The sequence below is a fragment of the Marinobacter sp. DY40_1A1 genome, from assembly GCF_016597815.1.
Classification (GTDB): domain Bacteria; phylum Pseudomonadota; class Gammaproteobacteria; order Pseudomonadales; family Oleiphilaceae; genus Marinobacter; species Marinobacter xiaoshiensis.
Genome location: NZ_VCHA01000001.1, coordinates 1,023,561 through 1,049,401 on the forward strand (window position 1 = coordinate 1,023,561; position 25,841 = coordinate 1,049,401).

The following is a 25,841-nucleotide window of genomic DNA, read 5'->3' on the forward strand; positions in this document are numbered from 1 at the left end:
TCGGCTAACAGACGGAGCACAGCGCTATGAAAGGCATGGGGATGATGCCCGAAAACCGAAAGAAGCCGATGTCGGAAATCAACGTTGTTCCGTACATTGACGTGATGCTGGTGTTGTTGATTATTTTCATGGTTACGGCACCCATGCTTACCCAGGGCGTGAAGGTTGATCTTCCGGAGACCTCTTCCGCGCCAATTACCGCCGACAAAAATGTGGAATCCATCATAGTGTCGGTGGACTCAAATGGTGCCTATTACGTGGAAGTTGGAGATAAGGGGAGTGATCCAATGCCCCTGGCTGAAGTTCGAGCGCAGGTGGCAAAAATCCTTTCCCAAAGAACCTCCAGCGAAATTCTTGTGCGAGGTGATGAAAACGTTGATTACGGCACCGTTGTCCGCTTGATGGCGGCTTTACAGGGCGCAGGTGCGACCAGTATAGGGCTGATTACTGATTCAGCCCCGGACGAAACGTGACATCAGCGCAGGCGGAATGGTTGTGACAGGTCAGGAACGGGAATACACCAGTACGGGAGTGCCGGCCTGGAAATCGCCAGTCGCGCTCTCAGTGGCTTTGCATCTGCTCATTGCGGGCGTGGCCCTTGCGGGTTGGTCGTGGTCGAATCCTATCCAGGAACCGCCCCCCAACAGTATTTCAGCGCGCCTGATCACCCAGCAGAAGCCTGAGCCAAGCCCGGTTGTGGAGCCTGTTGACCAGCCAGACAAAGAGCAGGAACGTAAAGAGCTGGAAAAACAGAAACAGGCGGAGCTGCAGAAGCGCCAGAAAGAGGAAGAAGTACGCAAGGCTGCGGAGCAGAAAAAGCTTGAAGAAGTGAAGCGTAAAGAACAGGAGCGCAAGCAGGAGCAAGCCAAGGCTGAAGAGTTGAAAGCTAAAAAGGCTCAGGAGGCCGCTCGCCTAAAAGCCGAGGCAGAAGCAAAAGAACGAGAACGCCGCAAAGCAGAAGCAGACGCTGAGAAAAAGCGCCAGCAAGAAGCCAAACGCAAGGCAGAAGAGGAAAAGCAGCGCAAGGAAGAGCAGCGAAAGCGCGAAGAAGCAGAACGTAAAAAGCAGGAAGAGCTGGCTCGCAAAGAAGCTGAGCGCAAACGGTTGGATGCAGAACGCAGGCTACAGGAGCAGCAACTGGAGGCTCAGGCAGAGCAAGCCAGAAAGGCCCGTGCAGATGAGGCGCGACGTCAGGAACAGGCGGCAGCGGCCAAGGCCCGGGAAGCGCAGATGCTGTCTGATAGCCAGAAATATCAGGCGCTGATTCGTGAGAGGCTAAGCCAGGCGTGGTATCCACCTTCGTCCGCGACAGAAGAGATGACCGCTCGTTTGCAGATTACCTTGCTGCCAACCGGTGAGCTCGCCAGCGTGAAATTAGTGGCCAGTAGTGGGAACACAGCCTTCGATAACTCCGCCCTGGGAGCAGTAAGGTCCCTGAACCGGTACCCAGTGCCATCTGAGCGGGACACGTTTGAAACCTATTTCCGCCAGTTTACGATCGAATTCAATCCTAAACGATTGAGATAAGGATACGGGTAACACCATGAAGCAAAAATCATCATTCAGGCTGCCGACCATTATTATCGCAGCAATTGCAGTGATGCTGGCAGCCGCTGGCAGTGCTCAGGCAGAGTTGTTGATTCGTATTACCGAGGGTGCAGATTCTGCAATTCCGGTATCTGTGGTTCCGTTTGCTGAAAATGGCAGCATGCCTGTAGGGGATAAATTAAGCAGTATTGTGCAGGCAGATCTGGCAATGAGCGGTGAGTTTCGCCCCTTGCCCCCGGAGAAGATGCTTAGCCTTCCATCCAAACGATCCGATGTGTATTTCCGGGATTGGCGCCTGCTCGGGCAGCGCTATGTGCTGGTAGGTGAGCTTACACGCAACGGCGACAGGGTAGAGGCGCGCTATGAGCTATTTGATGTGAATCGAGAGGAACGAATACTGGGTGAGACCGCTGGTGCCCCGGCCTCTAATATCCGTTCATTGGCTCACCACGTTAGCGACAAGGTGTATGAAGCGATTACGGGCGTTCCCGGAGCATTTTCCACCAAACTGGCTTACGTAACGCTTGAGCGGGAAAACGGCAAATCACGCTACCGGTTACAGGTGAGCGATATAGATGGCAAGCGCGCGCGAATTCGCCTTGAGAGCAAGGAGCCGATTCTGTCGCCGGCCTGGTCTCCGGATGGTAAAAAGTTGGCATACGTTTCTTTTGAAACCGGCAAGCCTGCCATATTTGTTCATGAGCTCAGTTCGGGGCAGCGCATCAAGGTAGCTGACTTCCCAGGACTGAACTCGGCGCCTGCGTGGTCACCAGATGGTCAGTCGCTGCTGATGACTTTGTCCAAAGACGGTAACGCCGAGATCTATGAGATGAATCTTCAGTCCCGCAAGGTGACGAAACTCAGTAACCACTGGGCAATTGATACTGAAGCCGCATGGGATAGTGCAGGTAAGGGTATTTTCTTTACGTCGGACCGTTCAGGTGGGCCGCAGATCTACTACATGGCAAAGCCTGGAGCGGAGCCGCGGCGGATCACCTTTGGCAGCCGATACAACGCTCGCCCGCGCCCTGATAGCACAGGCAAATATGTGTATTACGTACACCAGCGCGATCGGGCATTCACGATCGCTCGCACTAATCTTGAGAACGATGAGGAAACAGTCCTCACTCGCACAGAATCCGATGAGTCTCCCAGCGTGTCGCCAAACGGCCGCATGTTGATATACGCCACCAAGCAAAGTGGTGAAAGCGTACTGACGGTAATTTCAGCAGATGGCGGTGCCGCATACAGCCTTCCCGCTTCGGAAGGGGATGTTCGCGACCCGGCGTGGGGGCCTATTGTTCGGTAGTGGGTGGGTGCAACGGCATCCATCTGAAAAGTCGAAGTTCAAATCAACCAACGGAAAGGAATGAATCATGAAGCTGTCAGCTCAAGCCAAAGTAATTGCACTGCTGTTTTCCGCAGGCCTCTTCGCCGGTTGTAGTACCACTGGCGAAAACATGGACGAAGGAGGTTACGGCTCCGATGTTCAGCCCATCGATCAGGATGGCGGCTCTACCGTTTATGGCGGTGGTGATCAGGGCGGGATTTCTTCATCAGCAATGAGCGAAGATGAGCGCATGGAGATTGAGAGGCAGGCAGAGCAGGCAGCCCTGCGCGACATTACGACCTTCTATTTCGATTTCGACACATCTGAAATCAAGCCGGAAGCCCGTGACGTACTCATGGCTCACGCCCGTTACCTGTCCAGCAATCCTGGCCAGAAGGTTCGTCTGGAAGGCCACGGTGATGAGCGCGGCTCGAAAGAATATAACCTGGCACTGGGTGAGCGTCGTGCGAATGCCGTTCAGCGTTTCCTGATTGTGAATGGCGCTTCACGGGGCCAGATGGAAACCGTAAGCTATGGTGAAGAGAAACCGGCGGTTATGGGCTCTACAGAAAGCGCATGGGCACAAAATCGCCGTGTGGAGCTCGTATTCGAGTAAACGCACATACAACATCAGGTTAAACCCATGAGAAAACAGCTCATGGCGGCAGTGATTTTCCCGCTTGCCTTAGGGCAGGCGGGGATAACGCTGGCGCAATCATCTACGCCCGCATTCCAGAACAATGCCTCAGAAGCCCAGCGCAAGGCCAATACCAGCCAGGCCACGTCTGAATTGTTTTACATGATTCAGCAGCTCCAGGGTGAAGTACGGCGTCTGCAGGGGGAATCGGAAGAGCAGAGGCATCTGATAAAACGTTTGCAGGATCAGGGCAGGGATCGTTACATTGATCTCGACCAGCGCATACTCGATCTTTCAGAGAAAGTATCTGCCCAACCGCAAGCCACAGAAACAGCCAGCGGGGCTGCCGGAAAGAGCAAGCCTGCAGCTATACGAGAGTATCGTCAGCCGCAAGCTGAAGAGCGGAAGGCGTACAACGACATTCAGGACCTTATTCATAGTCAGAAAAAATACGACGAAGCCATTAGCCGCATCTATGAGTTTATAGACAAGTATCCCGAAGGGGATCTTACGGTCAATGCATACTATTGGCTGGGTGAGGTGTATCTGGTCAAGCCTCAGCTTGAGCAAGCCAGGCAGGCGTTCTCCATTGTAGCAACCCGTTATGCGGACCACCGCAAGGCGCCGGATGCCGTGTACAAACTGGGTGTAACCCTTGATCGGCTTGACAAGAAAGCCGAAGCACGCAGACAAATGGAGCAAGTTGTAAACGACTACCCTGAGAGTGATGCAGCAGGACTTGCCAGAAAATTTTTGGGGTCAGGTCAGGCTCAATAAGCTGATAATCGGAAAAAAATCAGAAAACATGACGAGAGGGGGTTGATCGTCAGGGAAAAATCATTACTATATGCGCCTCGCTTGGGTCGTTAGCTCAGTTGGTAGAGCAGTTGGCTTTTAACCAATTGGTCGATGGTTCGAATCCATCACGACCCACCATATTCGATATTTCGGAGCAGTTGCTGAGCCGCTCCGGGATCGATCAGGGTCACCAGGCACTGATCAACCGTTTTAGGGTCGTTAGCTCAGTTGGTAGAGCAGTTGGCTTTTAACCAATTGGTCGATGGTTCGAATCCATCACGACCCACCATTATCAGTAGTACCAAGAATCAAGGTTCGTTAGTTTACAAAGCTTGATTCGGTAGATTGAAAAGCATTGCGAGTTAAAGCTTAAGGGCTGCAGAGATGCAGTCCTTTTTTTTTGCCAATATATCCCTGCATTCCTGCTTTTCGTGCACCTCAGCTGCGCTGCCCACCCAAGCCTTCGAAAGCCCTTTCCCCACCTTTATCATGTATTGACCAGCGTCAATTCCTTATCACATTGCATGAGGGAGGACTGGATTTTAAACGATAACAGACTAACGTGAATACGACGCCAGAGATTTATGCTGGTCGATTAGGCCGTTCAAGCGCCTAACGAAGCGGAGCATTTTATAGTGTCTGCGAGTAATTCCGGTGGTGCATCCGATATAGAACGGATTATTCAGGAGTATGTTCCTGGTAAGCAGGTAACTCTTGCGCATTTGCTTGCGAACCCGACTGAGGAGCTGTGTCACAAAGTTGGGGTTGAGCATGCAGAGGCAATTGGCATTCTTACTCTTACGCCTGGCGAAACGGCCATTATTGCCGGAGATGTGGCAACCAAGTTCGCATCGGTGAAAATCGGATTTCTGGATCGATTTTCGGGCGCCCTCGTCCTTACCGGTAGCATCGGTTCGGTAGAAGAAGCATTGGGCTCCATTCTGTCTACGTTGGAATTGTCACTGGGATACAGAGTATGTCAGGCAACTCGGACTTGAAGGGCAGGGATGTGAGCAAACAACCACTTCATCCTGACTTGGCAGATTTTGTTCTGGTGGGCGATGTCGGCAGCGGCAAAACGGCGCTCACTCTGGCGCTACTGGAGTCCGGTGAGCAAGTGCTGAAAACTCAGGCTGTTGTCTTTCATCCTAGCCAGGTTGTGGATACGCCCGGGGAGTTCATCAGCCGTCCCGCCTATTACGGCGCCTTGCTCTCGACCATCGCGGAGATCAGCACGATTGTGTACCTCCAGCCCGCGAATAGCAGGGCTTTCTCTTTACCTCCTGGCCTGTTGCAGGTTTACCCTGGCAAGCGGGTGATTGGTGTCGTCAGCAAGATCGATTTACCGGATGCCGATACTGATAAAGCCTGCCGAATATTGGCAGATCACAATATTTCTCCACCATATTTTTTGACTTCTACAGCAACAGGTGAAGGTGTTGCTGCTTTGAGGTCCTTTCTGATCAGTTTGCAAATGCCAGACGCCAGTATGGGAGCCAGCGAAAAACCTGCTGAAAGTGCGGGCGTTGGTGAAAACGAATGTTGATTTGAATCTGATAGGGGCCGGATTATGAAATCTCTGCTAACGGCTGAGACGATCAAGGAGCTTCACCGGAACGGGCAGACTGCTGTGGAGGTTGCGCCTCAGCGCACCATCATCACGCCAGAAGCCCGCGATGTCGCCAAAAAGCTGGGTTTGAAAATTGTTGACGTTCCGATCAACAGCGTACCTGAAAAGGACAGCATGTCCTTGGCAGGCAGCCGCCCTGATAGCTTGCAAGCTATTAAAAAGGCCGTCAGGGAAAAGCTTCCGGCCGCGCATCAGAATTCCAGTCTGCTTGACCAGTTGATTGAAAAAGCCCTGAAGGAGTTACAGCACCAGGACACGGAAGGCCCCTCGTGCGAACGGGAGAAAGCGCCCAATGGTGTTGTTCTTGTGCGCGGCGCCTCTGTTAAACCCGGAAAGTTTGATGGCGCGGGTGGCAAGCCTATAGGGCTGACTGATGTGATTGGTTCTGCCGACAACAGCTCTATAGCGGCCGGCTACATGCAGTGGGACAACTGCAGTTTTCCATGGACACTGAATTACGACGAAATTGACGTGGTTCTGGAAGGTGAACTGCACATCACCTGCGGCAATAAGACGCATATCGGAAAGCCGGGGGATGTGTTTTTTATACCCAAGGGCGCGGCTATCGAATTTGGATCGCCAGGGAAAGTACGCTTTGTATATGTGACTTACCCAGCGGACTGGTCAGCGCAATAAAAGGGGTTGTATTGATGCCATCCTGGATTACAGAAACCAGTTTGCGAGCCGAGCATGGTCTGGCCCATGGCAGTGAGGTGCACCTGCCTGCAGGGGCCAGGCTCACTCCTTCTGCAAGTCAGTTGCTCGCTGAGCGCAAAATTCGCATCAAATATATCGGTGATGACGGCCGGGTTTTCCTTCCTGATGAATCTGAAACCGGCGCTAAGCAGAAATCTTCCGTTCACCCCCTCACAAGTGCGAACAAGCGCCCGGGCAATCTTTGCTCGGTTTGCCATAGCCAGGTTGAAAAGAAGACAGAACTGCTGACGCTGCTGGACGGCGAGAAACTGGTTCCCAAGACACACCCCAGAATTGCTCTGCGTGGCAAGCTCGATACGCTCATTTCCCAAACTGTTTGGGTGCAGACCCAGTTCGCCCTGAGCTTTGAAAAGTATCCGATGCTGCGCCATGGGCTCGCAGACCTACGTTCTTTCATGGGGAATCTTCTGCGCAGCGAAGTGACCGGTGAGGCTCAGGATGAAATCAGCATGGGTGACCTGTCTGATGAAATCATTCACCGCATTTCCCATAACCCCCTGAAATATCTCGGGCACGACCATATCGTTCCGGAGCTGAAGCACGGTGCAAATGTGTCATTGCTGAACGTCCTCAGGGCGATGGCCCGAGAGGCGGAAGTAGAAGCCTGCAGAACCTTCCAGACAGACAGCTTTGATCTCACCCGGCCGGATATTGTTCAGGGGCTGAACCGGCTTAGCAGCGCTATTTACGTTTTGATGCTGATGACTCTGGTGGTGGAAACAACCGGATCTCTTCCCGACTTTGGAGGAATTTCATGATCCGGATGATGGAGCAGTGCCAAAAAGCCTGCCGCGAAGCGCCCAAGCGCATCGTTTTTCCTGATGCGCTCGATGCGCGTGTTCTGCAGGCTGCAAATGAACTTCAGCAGCAAGGGCTGGCGCAACCGATTTTCTTATGTAATCCGTTCGAGTTTCGTGATTACGCCCAAAGCGCAGGATTGGCAATGTCGTCTTTTTCAATAGTCGACCCGCAGCGCTCACGCTGGATGGATTCATTCGTCAACGCCTACCTTGCTGAAAACGAGGGAGTGGGCAGGGAGGAAACTTATAAGCTCCTGAGTGATCCGCTGTATTTTGGCGCCATGATGGTTAAGTGCGAACAAGCAGATATATGCATCGCCGGAAATGTATCCACCAGTGGTGACGTAATCCGGGCAGCAATCAAGGTCATCGGAGTTAAGGGCAGTGATAAAACCGTGTCCTCATTTTTTCTGATGTCTTCTGCGGAGGGTCAGGATTTCAGATTGTTCGCAGATGCCGGGGTGATACCTGAGCCCACGGTTGAGCAACTTGCGAGTATTGCCATCGATTCTGCCCGTAGCTTCGAGGCTCTCACTGGCGAGAAGGCGCGAGTTGCGCTTCTGTCATTTTCTACCAAGGGTAGTTCGCAGCATCCAGCAGCCCAGCGGATACGGAAAGCTTTTGAGTTGGCGAGCACCCTGGATCCATCACTGATTATTGATGGGGAGCTTCAGTTTGATACGGCTATTGTGCCTTCGGTTGCTCTGAAAAAAGCGCCCGAAAGCCCCCTGAAAGGTAACTCGAATGTTTTGATATTTCCGTCACTTGATGCCGGGAATATCGCATACAAGGTTGCCCAACGCCTTTGTAACTACACGGCGCTGGGGCCTATGTTGGTTGGTTTGTCGAAACCTATGCATGACTTGTCACGAGGCTGCACTGCCGACGAAATCGTCGACGTGGCCGTAGTGGCGTCATGCCTGGTAAACAAAGTGTAGTAACACCCTGAGGAGAACTACCCATGAACGAAGCACTTGGAATTATTGAAACAAAAGGTCTCACAGCTCTGATTGAGGCGTCTGACGCAATGGTCAAGGCCGCCAGAGTTGAGCTTGTTGGCTATAAGCAGATTGGCAGTGGTTTGGTGACTGCGATGGTACGAGGTGATGTGGCGGCCTGTAAGGCGGCAACAGATGCCGGTGCAGCTGCCGCACAGAGATTGGGCGAGTTGGTGGCTGTACACGTGATCCCACGTCCGCACGGAGACCTGGAAGCGATCTTCCCGATAAATCCGGCGGTCAAGCCTTCCGGTTCCTGAGGAAATCAGGAGGCCCTGACAAAGGTTTATTCAGATGAACGCAGTCTGGAAGCAGGCTTCAGAACAAGCCGTAAGGCGCGAGGGTACTAGCATGATGGAAGCACTAGGCATTATTGAAACCAGGGGTCTGACAGCTCTTATTGAAGCCTCGGATGCCATGGTGAAAGCCGCCCGGGTTGAACTGGTGGGTTATGAGCAGATCGGAGCTGGCTATGTCACTGCTCTGGTCAGGGGTGATGTGGCGGCCTGCAAGGCGGCAACAGATGCAGGCGCAGCGGCAGCACAAAGGCTCGGCGAGCTGATAGCTGTCCACGTTATTCCACGGCCTCACGCGGATCTGGAAGCTATTTTCCCGATTGTGCCGAAGAAGACGGTAGAGCCGGGAAAACCCAACCAGGGTAAGAAAGCATAGGGCCAAGGCTAACTGAACTGGAAGAAATCCCATGAGACTTGCAAAGGTTATCGGTCAAGTCGTTGCTACTGTCCGCAGCGAGCGTTTGGGGATGGATAAGCTGGCGTTGATCAAGTTTATCGATCAGGACGGTAAGGAAGAGAGCTCAGTCATGGTGGCAGCTGACAGGCTTGGCGCAGGGGAAGGTGAGTGGGTGCTGGTAGTCAGTGGCAGTTCCGCCCGGATGTCTGTGGATGGCACCGGCCAGACACCTGTTGACCTGAGTATCGTCGGGATTATCGACGAAGTCACCGGGGGCACTAAAACCTGGTTCAAGAAATACCAGCGAAACTATTAGGCCACCGTTATCGGGCTGTCATCAGTTCTCGGGCAGCCTGGGGGAGATGGAAGATGCAAATGGATGCACAGCAGATTGAGTCCATCGTACGCAGGGTTATTGAGCAGTTGCACTCTCCGCAGCGTGACGGTGAAAGCTACGGCGTTTTCAGAACACTTGATGATGCCGTAGCCGGGGCTCAGGATGCTTATAGAAAGATAAGAACGATGGCGCAGAGAGAAGCGATCATCGCGGCTATCCGGCGCACCGGACGCGAGAATATTCAGGCGCTGTCTGAGCTTGCCGTTCAGGAGACAGGATTTGGCCGGGTAGACGATAAAATCCGTAAGCACCAGTTGGTTCTGGACAAAACGCCGGGCACCGAAGCGGTAGTGCCTATGGCTTTGACAGGTGATCACGGGCTGTCACTTATCGAAAACGCACCCTGGGGTGTAATAGCGTCTGTTACACCGTCAACCAATCCGTCTGCAACCATTCTGAATAACGCGATCAGCATGATTGCGGCAGGCAACTCGGTTGTGTTTTCTCCGCACCCAGCAGCCAGGGCCGTTTCACAGCGCACTATCCAGCTGATCAACCGTGCCTCTGTAAGCGCCGGCGGGCCTGCAAATCTCGTAACCTGTGTTGAAGAACCCACGATTGAAGCGGCCACCCGGCTGTTCAGTTTTCCCGGCATACACCTGTTGACCATTACGGGTGGTGAAGCAGTAGTGAATGCAGCCCGCAAGGTCACCGACAAACGCCTGATTGCTGCGGGGCCGGGCAACCCTCCGGTGGTTGTGGATGAAACCGCTGATATAGAGCGGGCGGCCATCAGCATTGTTCAGGGTGCATCGTTTGATAACAACATCATCTGTGTTGATGAGAAAGAAATCATCGCCGTAGAGTCAATTGCGACAGAGTTGAAAACGGCCATGTGCCGGCACGGTGCTGCGGAGATCAATGCCGATCAGGCTGACGCAGTGGCCAGGCTCGTTCTTGCAGGATACCCGGGGCCGAACCCGCATCCGAAGCCGGAATGGGTAGGGCGCGACGCTGAAAAAATCGCGGCTGCCGCAGGTTTCAGCGTTCCGGCAGGCACTCGCTTGCTCGTCACGGAAACCGAGCGGGATCACGCGTTCGCCACAACAGAGATGATGCTCCCTGTTATTCCTCTGATACGTGCCCGTGACGCCGACCAGGCAATTGATTGGGCAGTGGAACTGGAAGCCGGCAATCGCCACACGGCAGCTATGCACTCCCGCAATATCGATAACCTTTCCCGTATGGCGCTGGAAATCAACTGCAGCCTGTTTGTGAAGAATGGGCCGTGCCTTGCGGGACTGGGCGCGGGCGGAGAAGGCTGGACGTCCATGACGATTTCCACACCCACCGGCGAGGGCGTTACCAACGCCAGCACGTTTGTACGCAAACGGCGCTGCACCATGGTGGATTCGTTCCGGATCGTCTGACAAGGAGAGTGAAATGAGCAGGACAATGGCCGAGGTCAACCGATTACTGAAGAAGACCGCTGGTCTGATCAATAACGACACTGAAAGCCCGTTTCAGGGTGAGTTCAGAGTAGGTGTTGACCTGGGTACCGCAGACATTCAGACAATAGTGCTGGATGCAGCCGGTAATCCGATTGCGGCATTCATGGATTGGGCCAACGTTGTCCGCGACGGTGTGGTTGTGGATTTCTTCGGTGCCAGCCAGATTGTCCGGGAGCAGGTCCGGCGAGCTAACGCGAAGCTGGGGATTAATATTGAACAGGTCATCACGTCTTTTCCTCCCGGTACCGATTCACGTATCTCGACCAATGTCATTGAAGCCGCCGGCCTGGAAGTGGCAGGCGTTATTGATGAACCCAGTAGCGTTGCACAGATGCTGCAGCTTGATCATGCTGCCGTAGTGGATATTGGTGGGGGAACTACAGGCACGGCCATTATTGAGCAAGGCCGGGTGGTTCGGTCGATGGATGACGCCACTGGCGGTCGGCATATTACGCTGACGCTTGCTGGGCATTTCGGTTTGCCTTACGAGGAAGCCGAAGAGATGAAACGCACCAGTAAAGACCTGGCACTGTGTCGGCTTGCTGCACCGGTGATTGGGAAAATGGCTGATATTGTTCACGGCCACATTGAAGGCCACAAGGTACCAGCCATTTATCTGACAGGCGGTTCGTGCGCGCTGCCCGGATTCCTGGAAGTCTTCGCGGCTGAGTTTCCCGGCACCGAAATTGTGATGCCTTCGCACCCGCTTTACCTCACACCCCTTGCCATAGCAACCTATTCGGACGTGATTCGAGCCAAGGAACAGAGGGTCGGATGATATGAGAACGCCCGAGCAGTCGCCCGATAACGCCCTGATCGAAAGCATCGTCACCCGCACGGTAGACGAGCTGGCGCCGCGTGGTCTGTTCAACTTCAACGCTCCGCGCCAGACATTGATGGGCGAAGGTGCGATTCTCAAAATTGGCGAGATGCTCAGTCATCTTGGCGTAATGCATGTGTTGGTGGTCGCTGACCGCGTGGTTCATGAAAAAGGCCTGATGCGGAGCATGGAGAGAAGCCTGGAGCGAGCAGGCATTGAGTTCACTATCTATCCCGGAATTACCCGGGAGCCCGATGAAACTGTTATTGCGACCGCCACAGAATTGCTTACCCGCAATCACGCGGATTTTGTACTGGGTTTTGGCGGCGGCTCCGCGCTTGATGCCGCCAAGGCCATTGCGCTAGCGGGAAGCTGCCAGAGCAGCTTGCAGCAACTGGCAGAGCCGGGATTCAAAGGTCGCCGGGTTATCGGGTTAGGTGCTGTGCCGACAACCGCTGGCACGGGATCCGAAGTAACCGACATCAGTGTGATCATGCGCGCTGATCGCAAGCACAAGTTCGTGATCAAACAGGTCGATCTGATGCCGGATTTCGCCATCGTGGATCCGGGTCTTATGCTGAATCTGCCAGCTTTGGTGACTGCGGCTACCGGCATTGATGCGCTGACCCACGCCATTGAGGCCTACGCGGCACGTAACTCACATCCTCTGGCAAAGGCTTTGGCTATCTGCGCCGTGCAGAGCATTGCAGAGGCGCTACCAGTGGTAGTGGGCAACGGTGGCGATGTTGCAGCCCGTCTCACCATGGCAACTGCGGCCTATAAAGCCGGGCTGGCTTTCAGCAATTCCGGGCTTGGTCTGGTTCATGCCATATCTCATCAGATAGGTGCCCGTTATCGCCTGGCCCATGGCATTGCCAACGGGATCCTTCTTCCTTATGTGATGCGATTCAATGCACTGGTGTGTCAGCAGGAGTATGCGGCCATTGCGCACATGCTCGGTGTGACTCGCACCGGAATGACACAAAGAGAGCAGTGTATGGCGTCAATCGATGCCGTGCGGCAACTTCTTTCAGATATCGGATTGCCTGGAAGCCTTGCGGGGACAAACATTCAGCGTGAGGACTTTGCCGCCATTGCCGCGGATGCATTAGACGATGTGTGTATCAGGGACAACCCGAGGGACGTTACTGAAGCGGACATAGTGCAGTTACTTGAAGAGGCATGCAGTACCAAATAACAACCCTTTGCTAGAAGGCGGAGAGCCGAATATGGAAACGTTAAACCAGATCATTCTTTATATCATGATGACCTTTATGGTCATCGGCGCTCTGGACCGGGTATTCATGCAGTTTGGCGGATCCGGGTTGGTGCTTGGCAAGCTTGGGCTAGGCCGGGTGGGGAAATCCATCTCCGGCGCCGGCAACGAGTTTGAAGAAGGCTTTCAGGCCATGGGTGCTCTGGCTCTGGCCATGGTCGGTATTATCGCCATGGCACCGGTACTGGCCAAAATACTGTCACCGGTCGTTGTGCCCATCTACACCTTCCTGGGTGCTGATCCGGCCATGTTCGCCACTACACTGCTTGCCAACGACATGGGAGGGTACTTTCTGGCCAAGGAAATGGCCACGGCTGTAGACGGTACCGTTAACTATGGTGCCTGGATGTACGCCGGTCTGATTCTCGGCGCCATGATGGGCCCCACCATTGTATTCACCATTCCCGTTGCCGTTGGCATCATCAAAGAACAGGATCGCCCCTACCTGGCGTCCGGGGTACTCGCGGGCATTGTGACCATTCCCATTGGCTGTATTGCAGGCGGGCTGGCTGCCATGGCATCCACGGTTTTGATTCCCGGCACTGAAGAGGCCATACAGTTCAACCTGCCGCTGATTTTCATGAACCTTATTCCGGTCATTATTGTGTCTGCCCTGATTGCAGCCGGCCTGTGGTTTATGCCCAACAAAATGATCAACGGGTTTTCAATTTTTGCAAAGTTTCTGGTTGCCTTTATCACCATTGGCCTTGCGGCTGCAGTGCTGAAAACCACACTGGGCATTACGCTGATTCCCGGTATGGATCCGATTTTCATGTCCCCGGGTGATGAGCCGGGCATAGATATGCGAGCCATCGAAGTCATTGGTTCCATCGCCATCATCCTGTTGGGCGCTTACCCCATGGTGTTGTTGCTGACCCGCTGGTTCGAGAAGCCATTGCTGAAGATGGGCAACGTGCTGAATGTAAACCCCACCGCAGCAACTGGCCTGATTGCCACCCTCGCCAACAACATCCCCATGTTCCAGGTAATGAAGGATATGGACAGCCGCGGCAAGATTCTTTGCTCCGCGTTTGCCGTCAGCGCCGCGTTTACCTTTGGTGACCACCTGGGTTTCACCGCAGCGAATAAGCCAGACATGATCATGGCTGTCATCATCGGCAAGCTCGTTGGTGGCATCACTGCCGTACTGTTCGCCATGCTGCTTGCAGACCGGATGATTGCGTCTATTGAAAAGAACGGCAAGCCGGCCTCTGAGTCATCCACGCCAGAGGAGGCGAAGGGACAACTGTGAATAGAAAAACCGTACACAGTGTCGGTATTGATATCGGCACCACCACAACCCAGGTGATCTTTTCACGGCTCACCATGGTCAACCGGGCGCCTGTTACTCAGGTGCCCCGGTATGAGTTTGTGGAACGGGAGATCTTTTTCCAGAGCCCTGTCAGCCCCACGCCTCTGCAGGAGGATGGAACCGTGAATGTTCCCATGCTGCAGCGGTTCATCGACGATCAGTTTGCGGCCGCTGGTATCACACTCAGCGATATTGAAACCGGGGCCATTATCATCACCGGCGAAACCTCCAAGGTGAAGAACGCCAGGGATACTGTTCTGAACCTTGCAGAGCGGCTGGGCGACTTTGTGGTGGCCACGGCAGGCCCGAACCTGGAGTCTGTGATTGCAGGCAGGGGCAGCGGCGCCGGAGACTACTCCAAACAAAACCATGCACGGGTACTGAACATCGATATTGGCGGTGGCACCAGCAATTACGTGGTGTTTAACAGTGGTCGTGTAGAAGACACCGCCTGCCTTAATATCGGCGGGAACCTGATCAAAACGGACCGCTCAGGATCGGTAACAAAAATCCGTGAGCCTGCGAAGTGGGTTATCGAGTCCCTGTTCGGTGAGTCGTTGCCGGAAGCCCGGATAAGCGCAGATCACCTTGAAAAAATTGTCAGTCGCATGGCGCAACTGGTTGTCGATGTCATCGTCGGCAACCGCTCAGAGTTGTGTCAAAAGCTGATGATGACGTCTGACCTGAAGGAACCAGGTGAGTTCGACGCTGTATTTATAAGCGGAGGCGTGGGTACCAGTTACTACAGCTTGAAAACCGAAGCACTCGAGCCGTTCCACTGGCAAGACATAGGCATATTGCTCGGCGGTGCGTTACTGAAGCATCCCACGTTGTCTGCCATGAATGTCCGCGTACCTTTGCAGACCCAGCAGGCCACAGTTATTGGCGCAGGCGCCTATTCCATGTCGCTCTCCGGAAGCTCGATCTGGCTGAATGTTGATTCGCTGCCTATCCGCAATATACCGGTAGTAGAGCCGCAGATTGATTGGCAGGCAGCCGATCTACCAGCGGTTTGCCAGCAGATTGTCGAAGCAGCAGAACGTATGGATCTGCGCTTGCGAGAGGATAGTTACGCCATTGCGCTGGGAAGGGATATGCCCATGAGCTATCGCGTGGTGCATCACACAGCAATAGAGATTGCAGAATATTATCAGCAGCATGGCAATCGCCAGGCACCTGCAATCATCGTGACGGAAAACGACCTGGGGAAAGTGTTGGGGATGGAGTTGCAGCCCCTGATCGACCCCCAGAAGCTACTGGTTATTGATGAAGTGCGTGCCGTTGCCGGTGACTATATCGATGTCGGCGAAAGTTTTTTTGGCGGGGAAGTTGTGCCATTAACCATCAAATCTCTGGCATTTCCTGCCTAGAGGGGGAGGTTTTCATGATCTTAAAAACAACACTGTTCGGGCAGGTTTATCAGTTCCGTGACGTAAAGGATGTGCTTGCAAAAGCCAACGAACTTCGTTCGGGTGATGTGCTTGCGGGTGTTGCTGCAGAAACGGCTCAGGAGCGCGTGGCTGCCAAGCAGGTATTGAGTGAAATGCGCCTGGAAGTGCTGCGGGAAAACCCGATAGTGCCCTATGAGGAAGACGCCGTAACCCGGGTAATACAAGATGCCGTGAACACCGGGATCTATGATGAGATCAAACACTGGACCGTCAGCGAGCTGAGAGAGTACATACTCTCGGATGTGCCGACCCGCGAGGATTATGAACGCCTGCGCAAAGGTCTGACTGCCGAAATGGTCGCCGCCGTATGCAAGATTTGCTCGAACGGCGATCTCATGGTGGGCGCTAAAAAGCTCTACGTGATCTCCAAGGCAAATTGCACCATCGGCACCCCTGGAACCTTCTCTGCCCGGCTGCAGCCCAACGACACCCGTGACGATCTCGACAGCATTATGGTGCAGGTCTACGAAGGGCTGACATACGGCTGCGGTGATGCGGTAATTGGCGTTAACCCGGTGACCGAGTCCGTAGAGAATACCCTGCGGATTCTGAACGCCATCAAGGAAGCGACCGACAAGTGGAACATACCCACCCAAGGTTGCGTGCTGGCCCACATCTCCAACCAGATGGCAGCGCTTGAAAAAGGCGCACCGGGCGGCTTGCTGTTCCAGAGTCTGTCTGGCACTGAAAAAGGTCTGACCGAATTTGGTGTTACTGTCGATTTGCTCGATGAAGCCTATGAGATGGGCAAGCATTACTGCAAATTGGCCGGTTCCAACATGATGTACTTTGAAACGGGGCAGGGCTCTGCGCTGTCTGCCAATGCCCATCACGGCGCAGACCAGGTGACTGTGGAAGCGCGCAACTATGGTTTGGCACGACGCTATAAGCCGCACATGGTGAATACGGTGGTCGGCTTTATCGGGCCAGAATACCTGTTCAACCACCAGCAAATTACCCGGGCGGCACTTGAAGACCACTTCATGGGCAAGCTGACCGGCATATCCATGGGCTGCGACGCCTGCTACACCAACCATGCGGAAACCGACCAGAACTCCAACGAGAATCTGATCGTTCTGTTGGCCGCAGCGGGCTGCAACTTCACCATGTCTTTGCCCCTTGGCGACGACATCATGCTGAACTACCAGACTACCGGTTTCCACGACATTGCTACGGCCCGGCAGCTTCTGGGTTATCGACCCGCTCCCGAGTTTGAGGCCTGGATGGAGACCATGGGCCTGATGGAGAACGGCAAGCTCACTGCCCGCGCGGGCGACCCATCCATCTTCTTTGATTGAGGTGACGACCATGGACGAGCAAACAATTCAGAGTATCGTCAATTCGGTGTTGCGTGAGTTGGGTGAGCATTCGCTCCCGGCTGGACAGGTAACCCGTGTTCAGCCCCAGAGCAACGGTTCACAGCAAAACAACCCACCGGCTTACAAACCCTCTGAAGCCGCTGGCAGTAAGGCCGAGGTAAAAGATCAGAGCCAGGGGCTGGAAGATCTCAGCCTGGAAAAGTTTGTGCACTGGAATGGTATCGAGAATGGCCACAATGATTCGGTAAACAGCGACATGGTCAAGCAAACGGCCGCGCGGGTTTGTCAGGGCCGCGCTGGCCCAAGGCCTCGCACCCGTTCGCTGCTGCGTTTTCTTGCGGACCACTCACGTTCCAAAGATACGGTAGTCAAGGAAGTAGCTCCAGAGTGGCTTGAGCAGCAAAATCTCTGGGAAGTGCAGACCTGTGTCACCGATAAGAGTGAGTACCTCAGGCGCCCGGATCTCGGTCGCAAGCTTTCCGACGAGGCAAAGAAAACGATCGGAGAACGTTGCAAAAAATCGCCTCAGGTTCAGGTGGTTATTTCTGACGGGCTAAGTACAGATGCCGTCACCAATAACCTCGAAGAAATCATACCGCCTCTGATGAAAGGTCTGGAGAGCGCTGGGTTTACCGTGGGTACACCTTTCTTCTTGCGCTACGGTCGTGTGAAAGCTCAGGATGAAATTGGCAACCTGCTACAGGCCGAGGCTAACTTGCTGTTGATTGGGGAGCGACCAGGGCTTGGGCAGTCTGAAAGTTTGAGCTGTTATTGCGTCTACAAGCCCACCGAGAAGACGGTGGAGTCGGATCGTATGGTGATTTCCAATATCCATACAGGCGGTACACCACCCATAGAAGCGGCAGCTGTTATTGTCGATCTGACACGCAAAATGCTGGAACAGAAAGCGAGCGGGCTGAAAATGAAACGCTGAAGCCAAGGGCTCAGACACATGGTTCGGAGTTCTTTACAAAAAGACTCCCGGCAAGATACGAAAGGAGCACCATCATGGCAATTCGGGACGAAATCAGAGCAACGGTATTGGCTACCCGTGTTATCGCGTCAGTCGATGACGCAATGATGAAACAGTTCAACCTTAAAAAAGAACAGCGCTGCATCGGAATGATCACAGCCGACAGTGATGACGTTACTTATGTGGCGCTGGATGAAGCCACGAAAGCCGCACAGGTTGATGTGGTGTACGCACGGTCATTCTACGCCGGTGCCGCCCACTCATCTGGCTTGTTGTCAGGTGAGGTGATCGGCATCATCGCCGGGCCGGGGCCTGCAGATGTTATCGCCGGGCTCCAGCGCGCGCAGGAAGTTATCGAGAACGAAGCCTGCTTTTACTCCGCTAACGAAGAGGGCAGTATCGCGTATTTTGCCCATCTGGTATCCGCCACAGGTGGCTACCTGTCGAAAGAGGGCGGGATGAAGCGAGGCGATTCGATGGCGTATCTGATTGCGCCACCACTGGAAGCAATGTTCGGTATGGATGCGGCACTGAAAGCAGCCAGCGTTCAAGTGGCTACCTTCTTTTCACCGCCTTCTGAAACGAACTACGGTGGGGGATTCCTGACCGGTAGCCAGGCAGCTTGCAGAGCAGCTTGCGAGGCCTTCGAGGAGGCAGTTCTGGCGGTTGCCAGAAACCCTATTGATATATGAGCGGCTCGATTGACATGAACTCTCTTGTTGAAAAGGTCAGAAGCGCAGGCGTTGTCGGCGCTGGTGGTGGTGGCTTTCCGTCTTACGTCAAAATGCAGGCGCGGGCGGACATCCTGATTGCTAACGGCGCGGAATGCGAGCCCCTGCTGTATAAGGATCAGACAATCATTCAACAGTTTGCAGCCGAACTCCTTAAAGGTATGGCGTTAGTAATGGAGCAAACGGGTGCAAGCCGGGGCTTTATAGCCATCAAGGAGAAGCACCAGGATTCGATATCGCATATCGAAGGGCTCTTGCCGGGTAACATTGAACTGAAACGAATGACAAACATGTACCCGGCAGGCGATGAATACGAACTGGTTTACGAGATAACAGGAGATCGTATCCCAGCGGGTGGTCTGCCAAAAGATGTCGGCGTTGCGGTTCAGAACGTTGAGACGTTGGTGAACATTGCAAGGGCTGCAGAAGGTAAACCGGTTACCAGAACCATGATAACCGTGCACGGAGAGGTGGAGCACCCCTTCACGGCCTGGTTGCCCATAGGCATGCGCTTTGCGGATGTTATCAGTCTTGCTGGCGCCATTACCTGTGATGATCCGGTGGTGATTGATGGCGGTGCAATGATGGGGACGGTAGTTGACGACATGGACGCGTCGATTGCAGCGGTGAGCAGTGGGCTGCTGGTGCTGCCACGGGATAGCTATCTCGTGAGGCGGCGTTCGGAAACCGAGCAGCAATACAAGCGCATCGGAAAATCCGGCTGTGATCAGTGCACACTGTGCACCGAAATGTGCCCCAGGTACCTGCTCGGTTATCCGATACAGCCGCATCTGGTAATGCGCTCTCTGCTGACGACCGGTGTGGTCAGCGAAACCTTGTCAGTCCATGCCCAAGCCTGTTGCGAGTGCAATATTTGTACTTTGTGGGCCTGCCCGGAGCAACTGAACCCCCGGGATATCTGTGTATCAACCAAACGAGACCTCAAGGCCAACGATCTATGGCTGACACCTGAGCAGTTACAGGGCCAGACCCGCGAGGTGCATAGTATGCGTGAGTATCGAGGCGTACCATCGCAACGGCTGACCCGAAAGCTGGGGCTGGCAAAATACGACAGTAAAACTGCGCATTGGAAAGACGTCCAGGTAAATCCGTCGAGGGTGGTTATTTCCTTGCATCAACGCATGGGGCAGCAGCCAGAACCTGTAGTCCGCAGTGGGGATATGGTGAGCGAGGGGGATGTTATTGCAGCGCCGCCCAAGGAGGGTATGGGCATACCATTGCACGCCAGCATAAGCGGCAAGGTGACCCTGACGGGTGACAGTATCGTTATTGACGCCGTCATGTGACGGAGTTTTACAGGGTTCCGGATGGGAAGTAATCATGAGCAATAAAAGTGCGATCGGAATGATTGAAATGAATTCAATCGCAAAAGGTTACGCGGTAGGCGACGCTATGCTGAAGGCGGCAAACGTGGAAATCGTGTTTAACCGAACTATCTGCCCGGGCAAGTTCATGGTCATGGTGGCGGGCGATGTGGCTGCTGTTGAGTCTGCCATGTCTGCGGGCCTGGATTTGGGCAGCGAAACCATTGTGGACGAACTGATCATACCCAATGTTCACCCGTCCGTTTTCGCCGCTATCAGCGGCACCCGGGTGATCGAGGAAACGGCTGCCCTGGGTATCATCGAGACCTTCTCGGTTGCCACCATCATTCAGGCGGCAGACGCTGCGGTAAAAGCAGCCAACGTTGAGTTGATCGATATTCATCTGGCGATGGCGATCGGCGGCAAAGGCTTCCTGACCCTGACAGGCGATGTCGCTGCGGTAACCGCAGCAGTAGATGCGGGAACAGATTTCATCAAGAGCAAGGGGATGCTGGTAGATAAAGTTGTGATTCCTCAGCCGCGCAAAGAGATCTTGCAGGACAAGTTATAGTGCTTACAGTGCTACTGCTGTCTGAAATGATATACTCAGCCGCAGAAAGTAACTGAGAGAAGCTGTACATGACTAAAGTTGAAGACCGAATCCTTGTTCAGGAACACCTGGCCCATGCAGCGGAGCCCAAGCCGCTCAGCGCTGATGAGAAGGCGCGGCTTGAATCCCGCATCAAGGCAGTGCTCAAGGAAAAGGACGCCGTGCTTGTGGCGCACTATTACACCGACCCCGACATCCAGCGCCTCGCTGAAGAAACTGGCGGTTGCGTTGCAGACTCGCTCGAAATGGCCCGTTTCGGGAATCAACACCCCGCCTCAACGGTGGTTGTGGCCGGTGTTCGTTTTATGGGTGAAACCGCTAAAATTCTGAACCCTGAAAAACGAGTCCTGATGCCCACCCTGGAGGCGACCTGCTCACTCGATATCGGATGTCCAGCAGATGAATTTCAGGCCTTCTGCGATGAGCACAGTGACCGCACCGTTGTGGTATACGCCAACACATCCGCGGCTGTAAAGGCCCGCGCAGATTGGGTTGTCACGTCAAGTTGTGCTCAAGCTATTGTTGAAGATCTTGATTTGAGGGGAGAGAAAATACTTTGGGCTCCTGACAAGCATCTTGGACATTACGTGCAGAAAACCACCGGGGCCGACATGTTGCTGTGGGATGGCTCCTGCATAGTGCACGAAGAGTTCAAACACCGCGGCCTGGAAGACCTCAAGGCTCTTTACCCGAACGCTGCCGTTCTGGTTCACCCTGAATCTCCCGATGCGGTTGTGGAAATGGCGGATGTTGTTGGCTCAACCTCGCAGTTGATTCACGCCGTGCAAACACTACCCAATCAGGAATTTATCGTTGCTACCGACAACGGCATTTTCTATAAAATGCAGCAACTGGCGCCCAATAAAACTCTGATTGAAGCACCGACAGCAGGCAACGGTGCTACCTGTCGTAGTTGTGCACAGTGCCCGTGGATGGCCATGAACGGCCTGGAAAACCTTCTGAGTGTGATTGAGAAAGGTGATCAGGAAGTGCTGGTGGATGCGGAAATCCGAGAGGCCGCCCTCAAGCCTCTGCGGCGCATGCTCGATTTCACGGCCGGGATGAACCTGAAGGCAGCGGGTAACGCCTGATTTTAGTTGTTTCTGCGCGTTTGGAGGCGGTTAGTGATCTCTGCTAGCCGCTCACCCACCACCTGTCTTTGAGCCGAACCGGCAGGCAGTTTCTCTTGAGCTTGCCTTAGCTGTCTCTGGGCAGACTCCAGGTCCCCCATAAGAACATCATATTCTGCCCTTGCGCGGTGAACTCCCACGATGTTCCTCGCCATCCCTTCGGCTTCCGCCAGACGCAACCACAGATATTCCTGCTGGGGCATTCTGCGTGTCAGCTGCTTCAGGTGCTCTGCCGCCTGAGTGCCGTTACCTGCTGCTATTTCCGCATCTGCAAGCGTAGAAGTAATCGGGTAGTTGCCAGGGTTCCTGTTCAAGGCTTCTTTAAGCAGAGATCGCGCGTCATCCAGTTTGTTTTCCTGAATGTATATTTCTGCCAGGGTTACCTGCAACGTTATCCGGCCTGGATTAGAGGTCAGTAGTTCTTTGATGACCTTTTCGGCCTCTTCAGGCTGGTTGTTGCTCAAGTAGGCCACTGCCAGCCCATAACGAACGACTTCATTAGACTCGGCGTTTGGCTTTTTCAGATAGTTTTCGAAGGTGTCGACGGCTATCTCGGGAGAGGCTGCATAGTGAACCTGCAAGCGGCTACGCACCAAGTGATATTCCTGTCCATCCCGAATGGTCTTCTCAGGGTATTGTTCTGCCCGGTTGCGGGTGTCGGCCACCCGGCTTTGGGTGAGGGGGTGAGTCGAGAGATACTCCGGCATGTTGTTTCCCTGCAGCCGGTTCTGACGCATCATGATTTCGAACATTTCAGGCATGCCCCTTGGGTCCATCCCGGCAGTCGCAAGAATGTCCAGCCCCACCCGGTCCGCTTCCTGTTCGTGTGAGCGGCTGTAAGCCAGCATGTTTTGTATCGCCAGTGCCTGTGTGCCGGCAATGGCGGCAATGCCTATATCAGATTGAGTGACTGCAGACAGCACGATGCCGGCAATCATGCCTGCAAGTGTTAAGGGTGCGCTGGTCTCCTGCTGTTCCAGTCGGCGGGCGAAGTGCCTTTGACTAAGGTGTGCAAGCTCATGAGCAAGCACCGACGCAAACTGCTGCTCTGTCGCTGCATTGAGAAACAATCCGCCATTCACGCCAACGATCCCACCGGGGACTGCGAAAGCGTTGAGGGCTGGGCTGTCGATTAGCGCGAGTGTGATCTCCCGGTTTTCCAAAGGGGCTGAGGGTACCAGTCGGTAAATAATGGCGCTGAGATAGTCGTAAATCAGTGGATCGGTAATGCGCGGCGCAGATCGGCGGATCGACACCATCACCTGCTGGCCAATGTCGCTCTCCTGGTGTCCGGAAATAAGGCCACCGCCGGTTCCTCCAATGTTAGGGAGGCCAGTGTCCTGAGCTTCTGACACCGGGCTTGATGTCAGAAAAAAAGCCAGAATGATCACGATTGCAACCGTGCGGTACCTGCGAAATTCTATTAGAACGTCGTTCATGTAATGCAGTGTGCTCCTGTTTCGAACTGCTATTGTGACAGCATGTTCTGTCAAAAAATCCGGATCTGATGATTAACAGGTATTGTGATGCAATACAGTATCACTGGAGGCATAATGCCGGCTTGTGAATTTCATGTCTTGTGATGGTGCACCTTCTTTATGGCTGATCGTACACTGGATACGTCCGGGCTTCGCTGCCCTATGCCCCTGCTGAAAACAAAGTTGGAGCTCAATGGCATGTCCCCGGGCGAAACGCTTGAGGTCATTGCCACCGATGCGGGCTCCGCTCGCGATATTCCGGCTTTTCTGGAGTTGTCCCGCCACCGTTTGGTGAGTTCCTCACAAACTGATGGCCATTTCCGCTTTGTGGTAGAGTGCGGCGGTTAATTTTCCGGAGTCCTTGATGTTCAGAATTTTACGCGGTCTTGCGCACAAATACTTTTCAGATGAAGAAGCGGTCATTCTTTTTCTGATTTTGGTCGCGGGTACATTTTTCATTATATGGTTTGGTGCCATGCTGGCACCGGCTATCGCCTCGCTTATCGTGGCGTTTATTCTGCAGGGGCTGGTTACCCGGCTGAACGCTTATGGCGTTCCGGAAGGCTTTGCAATACTGGCGGTGTTTCTGGTGTTCCTCAGCGTACTGGTAGGTTTTATTTTCGGCCTTTTACCGCTGATATGGACCCAGGTCAGCACGCTTGCGGGCGAGGCGCCCCGTATTATTGGAGAGCTGCAGTCGTACCTTGAACTGTTGCCCGAAGAATACCCCCACATGATCTCGGCTGAGGCGGTCCGAAGTCTTTACCAGCAAGTGAGTACCGAAGTGGGGCACATGACTCAGTGGTTAGTGTCTTTCTCGCTGTCCAGCATCCCCGATCTGGTCGCGCTGCTCATCTATATGGTGCTGGTGCCGATACTTGTTTTTTTCTTCCTCAAAGACCGGGAAGTACTGCTCGGGGCTATTTCCAGGCTGCTTCCGCCACAGCGCCCGATGATGGTTCAAATCTGGCATGAGGTGAACCTGCAGTGCGCAAATTATGTGCGCGGTAAAGCGGTTGAAATCCTGATCGTTGGCGGTGCAACTTATGTTGCGTTCAAACTCCTTGGCGTACCCTATGCTGCATTGCTGTCGCTTCTGGTGGGGTTGAGTGTTGTAATTCCATACATTGGTGCGGCTGTAGTGACCATTCCGGTAGCCGTAATTGCACTGTTCGCTTTCGGGTGGGGCAGTCATTTTATCTGGGTAATGGTGATTTACGGCGTTATTCAGGCTTTGGACGGTAACGTACTGGTTCCTGTGCTGTTCTCGGAAGTGAACAGTCTGCACCCGGTTGTTATCATTATTTCGGTATTGTTCTTTGGCGGTATTTGGGGGTTGTGGGGTGTTTTCTTTGCCATTCCATTGGCCACCATGTTGAAAGCTGTATTCTTTGCCTGGCCGGTAAAGAAACCTGCTTTCTCAACCAGTTCGGACGAAGTGTAATTTAATTTCCTTGTGTCAGTTCGTGCCCAACATTACCATATTCGTTTTATTCGGATGGAGCTTTTATGATTACGGGTAGCCTTGTCGCACTGGTCACGCCCATGCATCCAAACGGTGACATTCACTGGGAGCATCTGGACCAGCTGGTCGACTTTCATCTGGACAATGGTACCAACGGTATCGTTGCTGTAGGAACCACCGGCGAATCCGCAACGCTCGATCAACAAGAGCACTGTCGGGTAATTGGTTACATTATCAAGCGTGTGAACGGCCGGATTCCTGTTATCGCTGGCACGGGTGGTAATAGCACACGTGAAGCCATCTATCTGACAACCGAAGCTCATAAACTGGGCGCAGATGCCTGTTTGCTGGTTGTGCCTTACTACAACAAGCCAACTCAGGAAGGTCTTTACCAGCACTTTAAAGCCATTGCTGAAGCTGTTCCCGGCATGAGCCAGATGCTCTACAACGTACCTGGGCGCACAGCCTGTGACATGTTGAATGAAACAGTTCTGCGCTTGGCTGACATCCCGAACATTGTTGCGATTAAAGATGCCACAGGCAATATTCCCAGGGGTGCGGAGCTGATTGAAGCCCTCAATGGACGCCTGGCCGTGTATTCCGGCGACGACGCTACTGCAGCTGAACTTATTCTCGCCGGCGCGAAGGGTAACGTTTCTGTTACCGCAAACGTAGCCCCAAAAGCCATGGCCGATCTCTGCGCCGCGGCTATTGCGGGCAACCGGGAAGAAACGGAGCGCCTGAACGAACTCTTGATGCCTTTGAATCGCAAACTCTTCCTGGAAGCCAATCCCATTCCCGTGAAATGGGCGCTTCAGCGTATGGGCATGATCGGTGAGGGGATTCGGCTTCCGCTGACTCAGTTCAGCGAGAAATTCCACGGAGAGCTGGAAGAAGCAATGAAAGCTTCGGGTGTTCTCTGAGTTTGCCGATACCACATCTGAAACAGTCC

General features: G+C 53.8%; 28 protein-coding genes and 2 tRNA genes. 29 read left to right on the plus strand and 1 reads right to left on the minus strand.

Going from position 1 to position 25,841, the window contains the following annotated elements:
• The first annotated feature begins 26 nt into the window (after nucleotides 1–26).
• The 26 genes from tolR (at nucleotide 27) to nadA (ending at nucleotide 21,907) form a co-directional block, all read left to right on the plus strand.
• Nucleotides 27–473 (plus strand): protein TolR, encoded by a 447-nt coding sequence (tolR, locus tag FFI61_RS04705; RefSeq protein WP_200200898.1) that lies wholly within the window; start codon nucleotides 27–29, stop codon nucleotides 471–473.
• A 22-nt stretch (nucleotides 474–495) separates the two neighbouring features.
• Nucleotides 496–1,527, plus strand: a complete 1,032-nt coding sequence (gene tolA / locus FFI61_RS04710) for a cell envelope integrity protein TolA (protein ID WP_413784997.1) — start codon at nucleotides 496–498, stop codon at nucleotides 1,525–1,527.
• 73 nt (nucleotides 1,528–1,600) lie between these two features.
• Entirely contained in the window at nucleotides 1,601–2,857 is a 1,257-nt protein-coding gene (gene tolB / locus FFI61_RS04715) for a Tol-Pal system beta propeller repeat protein TolB (protein ID WP_413785021.1), read from the plus strand.
• A 67-nt stretch (nucleotides 2,858–2,924) separates the two neighbouring features.
• Nucleotides 2,925–3,494: a peptidoglycan-associated lipoprotein Pal gene (gene pal, locus FFI61_RS04720; protein WP_200369430.1), complete on the plus strand. Its 570-nt coding sequence runs from the start codon at nucleotides 2,925–2,927 to the stop codon at nucleotides 3,492–3,494.
• 27 nt (nucleotides 3,495–3,521) lie between these two features.
• Nucleotides 3,522–4,292, plus strand: a complete 771-nt coding sequence (ybgF, locus tag FFI61_RS04725; RefSeq protein ID WP_200369431.1) for a tol-pal system protein YbgF — start codon at nucleotides 3,522–3,524, stop codon at nucleotides 4,290–4,292.
• Between the two features lie 83 nt (nucleotides 4,293–4,375).
• A tRNA-Lys gene (locus FFI61_RS04730) sits at nucleotides 4,376–4,451 on the plus strand.
• A gap of 75 nt (nucleotides 4,452–4,526) precedes the next feature.
• Nucleotides 4,527–4,602 (plus strand) — tRNA-Lys (locus FFI61_RS04735).
• A gap of 346 nt (nucleotides 4,603–4,948) precedes the next feature.
• On the plus strand, nucleotides 4,949–5,311 hold the full coding sequence (gene eutS, locus FFI61_RS04740; protein ID WP_200369432.1) for an ethanolamine utilization microcompartment protein EutS: 363 nt from the start codon (nucleotides 4,949–4,951) through the stop codon (nucleotides 5,309–5,311).
• Nucleotides 5,290–5,859, plus strand: a complete 570-nt coding sequence (locus tag FFI61_RS04745) for a EutP/PduV family microcompartment system protein (protein ID WP_227714592.1) — start codon at nucleotides 5,290–5,292, stop codon at nucleotides 5,857–5,859. The genes eutS and FFI61_RS04745 overlap by 22 nt, the downstream gene beginning before the upstream one ends.
• 24 nt (nucleotides 5,860–5,883) lie before the next feature.
• Entirely contained in the window at nucleotides 5,884–6,579 is a 696-nt protein-coding gene (gene eutQ, locus FFI61_RS04750; RefSeq protein WP_200369433.1) for an ethanolamine utilization acetate kinase EutQ, read from the plus strand.
• Between the two features lie 14 nt (nucleotides 6,580–6,593).
• The gene (gene eutT / locus FFI61_RS04755; RefSeq protein WP_200369434.1) at nucleotides 6,594–7,418 is read left to right on the plus strand and encodes an ethanolamine utilization cob(I)yrinic acid a,c-diamide adenosyltransferase EutT; all 825 of its coding nucleotides are present in this window, start codon (nucleotides 6,594–6,596) and stop codon (nucleotides 7,416–7,418) included.
• Complete coding sequence (pta, locus tag FFI61_RS04760) at nucleotides 7,415–8,398, plus strand: phosphate acetyltransferase (protein ID WP_200200890.1); 984 nt, start codon at nucleotides 7,415–7,417, stop codon at nucleotides 8,396–8,398. The genes eutT and pta overlap by 4 nt, the downstream gene beginning before the upstream one ends.
• Nucleotides 8,399–8,421: 23 nt before the next feature.
• Nucleotides 8,422–8,718, plus strand: coding sequence for an ethanolamine utilization microcompartment protein EutM (gene eutM, locus FFI61_RS04765; RefSeq protein WP_200200889.1), 297 nt, complete (start codon nucleotides 8,422–8,424; stop codon nucleotides 8,716–8,718).
• Nucleotides 8,719–8,809: 91 nt separating this feature from the next.
• Nucleotides 8,810–9,130, plus strand: coding sequence for an ethanolamine utilization microcompartment protein EutM (gene eutM, locus FFI61_RS04770; RefSeq protein ID WP_200201290.1), 321 nt, complete (start codon nucleotides 8,810–8,812; stop codon nucleotides 9,128–9,130).
• Nucleotides 9,131–9,161: 31 nt separating this feature from the next.
• The gene (locus tag FFI61_RS04775) at nucleotides 9,162–9,467 is read left to right on the plus strand and encodes a EutN/CcmL family microcompartment protein (protein WP_200200888.1); all 306 of its coding nucleotides are present in this window, start codon (nucleotides 9,162–9,164) and stop codon (nucleotides 9,465–9,467) included.
• Between the two features lie 59 nt (nucleotides 9,468–9,526).
• Nucleotides 9,527–10,918, plus strand: a complete 1,392-nt coding sequence (locus FFI61_RS04780; RefSeq protein ID WP_227714593.1) for an aldehyde dehydrogenase family protein — start codon at nucleotides 9,527–9,529, stop codon at nucleotides 10,916–10,918.
• Between the two features lie 13 nt (nucleotides 10,919–10,931).
• Complete coding sequence (gene eutJ / locus FFI61_RS04785) at nucleotides 10,932–11,777, plus strand: ethanolamine utilization protein EutJ (RefSeq protein WP_200200886.1); 846 nt, start codon at nucleotides 10,932–10,934, stop codon at nucleotides 11,775–11,777.
• A 1-nt stretch (nucleotide 11,778) separates the two neighbouring features.
• Nucleotides 11,779–13,017, plus strand: coding sequence for an iron-containing alcohol dehydrogenase (locus tag FFI61_RS04790; protein ID WP_200200885.1), 1,239 nt, complete (start codon nucleotides 11,779–11,781; stop codon nucleotides 13,015–13,017).
• Between the two features lie 31 nt (nucleotides 13,018–13,048).
• Entirely contained in the window at nucleotides 13,049–14,347 is a 1,299-nt protein-coding gene (gene eutH / locus FFI61_RS04795; protein ID WP_200200884.1) for an ethanolamine utilization protein EutH, read from the plus strand.
• Nucleotides 14,344–15,777, plus strand: coding sequence for an ethanolamine ammonia-lyase reactivating factor EutA (locus FFI61_RS04800; protein WP_200200883.1), 1,434 nt, complete (start codon nucleotides 14,344–14,346; stop codon nucleotides 15,775–15,777). The genes eutH and FFI61_RS04800 overlap by 4 nt, the downstream gene beginning before the upstream one ends.
• A 14-nt stretch (nucleotides 15,778–15,791) precedes the next feature.
• Nucleotides 15,792–17,156, plus strand: coding sequence for an ethanolamine ammonia-lyase subunit EutB (locus FFI61_RS04805; RefSeq protein WP_200200882.1), 1,365 nt, complete (start codon nucleotides 15,792–15,794; stop codon nucleotides 17,154–17,156).
• Nucleotides 17,157–17,166: 10 nt separating this feature from the next.
• Nucleotides 17,167–18,111 carry an ethanolamine ammonia-lyase subunit EutC gene (gene eutC / locus FFI61_RS04810; RefSeq protein ID WP_200200881.1) on the plus strand — a complete coding sequence of 315 codons (945 nt, stop codon included), beginning with the start codon at nucleotides 17,167–17,169 and terminating at the stop codon, nucleotides 18,109–18,111.
• A 74-nt stretch (nucleotides 18,112–18,185) separates the two neighbouring features.
• On the plus strand, nucleotides 18,186–18,842 hold the full coding sequence (gene eutL, locus FFI61_RS04815) for an ethanolamine utilization microcompartment protein EutL (protein ID WP_200200880.1): 657 nt from the start codon (nucleotides 18,186–18,188) through the stop codon (nucleotides 18,840–18,842).
• Nucleotides 18,839–20,188, plus strand: coding sequence for a 4Fe-4S dicluster domain-containing protein (locus FFI61_RS04820; RefSeq protein ID WP_200369435.1), 1,350 nt, complete (start codon nucleotides 18,839–18,841; stop codon nucleotides 20,186–20,188). The genes eutL and FFI61_RS04820 overlap by 4 nt, the downstream gene beginning before the upstream one ends.
• 34 nt (nucleotides 20,189–20,222) lie before the next feature.
• On the plus strand, nucleotides 20,223–20,777 hold the full coding sequence (locus tag FFI61_RS04825; RefSeq protein WP_200200878.1) for a BMC domain-containing protein: 555 nt from the start codon (nucleotides 20,223–20,225) through the stop codon (nucleotides 20,775–20,777).
• Nucleotides 20,778–20,845: 68 nt separating this feature from the next.
• Entirely contained in the window at nucleotides 20,846–21,907 is a 1,062-nt protein-coding gene (gene nadA, locus FFI61_RS04830; protein WP_200369436.1) for a quinolinate synthase NadA, read from the plus strand.
• Between the two features lie 2 nt (nucleotides 21,908–21,909).
• Here nadA and FFI61_RS04835 read toward each other — a convergent pair whose 3' ends face one another.
• Entirely contained in the window at nucleotides 21,910–23,385 is a 1,476-nt protein-coding gene (locus FFI61_RS04835) for a M48 family metalloprotease (RefSeq protein WP_200200876.1), read from the minus strand.
• Nucleotides 23,386–23,544: 159 nt separating this feature from the next.
• Between FFI61_RS04835 and FFI61_RS04840 the strand changes: the two genes are divergently transcribed.
• The 3 genes from FFI61_RS04840 to dapA all read left to right on the plus strand — a co-directional run bounded on the left by FFI61_RS04840 (nucleotide 23,545) and on the right by dapA (nucleotide 25,812).
• Entirely contained in the window at nucleotides 23,545–23,772 is a 228-nt protein-coding gene (locus tag FFI61_RS04840; RefSeq protein ID WP_200200875.1) for a sulfurtransferase TusA family protein, read from the plus strand.
• Between the two features lie 16 nt (nucleotides 23,773–23,788).
• Nucleotides 23,789–24,868, plus strand: a complete 1,080-nt coding sequence (locus FFI61_RS04845; RefSeq protein ID WP_200369437.1) for an AI-2E family transporter — start codon at nucleotides 23,789–23,791, stop codon at nucleotides 24,866–24,868.
• A 65-nt stretch (nucleotides 24,869–24,933) separates the two neighbouring features.
• Nucleotides 24,934–25,812, plus strand: coding sequence for a 4-hydroxy-tetrahydrodipicolinate synthase (gene dapA / locus FFI61_RS04850; protein ID WP_200369438.1), 879 nt, complete (start codon nucleotides 24,934–24,936; stop codon nucleotides 25,810–25,812).
• The last annotated feature ends 29 nt before the right edge of the window (nucleotides 25,813–25,841 follow it).